Annotated in this window: 1 pseudogene; it reads right to left on the bottom strand. The window is 76.4% G+C overall.

Features of this window, described 5'->3' with window-relative positions:
* Positions 1 to 736 (bottom strand): annotated as a pseudogene (locus AC5LUJ_RS08445) (sacsin N-terminal ATP-binding-like domain-containing protein); the annotation flags it as partial.

Below are 736 nucleotides of genomic sequence, written 5' to 3'. Positions count from 1 at the left end.
CGAGGCGTCCAACGCCGTTCCCGGCGACGAGGTGGCAGGCCCCGCCGGATCCGCCGGTGGCCGCTGGGTGTCCAGAGCCTCCTGCGCTCTCAGGACGTCCCAGAGCGACCGTGCCTGTGCTGACGCGGCATTCGGGATCGTCGGCACTGGTGCCGACGCCGACGCGGGTGGCGGCGCAGGCTGGGCGTCCGGCGGCGGCAGGAGGCCGTTGCCCAGGTCGACGGCGAGGTCGACGACCGTCTCGGCGAGCCGGTCGACCAGCCAGTCCCGCAGCGGGCCGGCGACCGTGTGCCGGCGGGACGGCTCCAGCGGCAGGCCCACGCTGGCCAGCACCGGCAACGACAGCCGCTCGTCGGTCGGCTGCGGCGCGCGGACGAGTTTCGGCACGTCAGCGGGCCAGCCGCCCTCGCGTACGAAGGCCCGCGTCTCGAACCCGGTGCGGGCCCGCTCCTCCACCGGCCGGTCGGCGAGCAGAGCGGGCGGGATCATCCCGCGCCGGACCCGGCCGAGCCAGCGCCTGCCGTCGAGCACGGCGATCTCCACGCCGTCCGGCGCCCGGTCCGCCCAGGTGCAGGACAGGGTCCGCCGGACGCCGTCGATCACGATGGTGACCTCGGTGAGCCCGGGCATGACCAGCGGAAGCGTCGGGTCGAGGCCCGCGAGAAGGGTGCGGGCCAGGGCGACCGCGTCGGCGTCGCGCAGCGGCAGCCGGACGACGGTGTCGTAGCCCGCTGGC

It is taken from the genome of Protofrankia sp. CiP1_Cm_nod3, assembly GCF_982290655.1.
Note: the sequence above shows the minus strand (reverse complement) of the source record. Positions and strands in the feature narration are given on the sequence as shown.